The organism is Cupriavidus sp. SIMBA_020 (assembly GCF_046535395.1).
GTDB classification, from domain to species: Bacteria; Pseudomonadota; Gammaproteobacteria; order Burkholderiales; family Burkholderiaceae; genus Cupriavidus; species Cupriavidus campinensis.
This window is the reverse complement of sequence record NZ_JAWRWU010000790.1, coordinates 1-265: the sequence shown is the minus strand read 5'-3', so window position 1 is coordinate 265 and position 265 is coordinate 1. Positions and strand designations below refer to the sequence as shown.

The following is a 265-nucleotide window of genomic DNA, read 5'->3' as shown; positions in this document are numbered from 1 at the left end:
CAGACGAATGCAAACGAATCAGCGGATGAATCGGCAAGCGTCGATCCATGCCTACGCAACGAGGTACGGACTGCGCCTCACGTTTGCCGGGCAAAATACGCGAAACTCGACCGGCTCCGTGCCAGGTGAGTCGGCAACGATGCCGCTCGCGTGCAGCGCATGCTGGAGCGCGGCGATCACCTGACCGTCCGGGTCCTGATCAATGGCGATATCCATGATGCCGGCGTCGATGTATTGCCGATGAATGTCGAGCATTTCGTGGCCG

The 265-nt window shown here is 60.0% G+C and carries 1 pseudogene; it reads right to left on the bottom strand.

The features are described from left to right. Window positions 1–51 precede the first annotated feature (51 nt). Window positions 52–265 (bottom strand): annotated as a pseudogene (locus SB751_RS31520) (sugar ABC transporter substrate-binding protein); the annotation flags it as partial.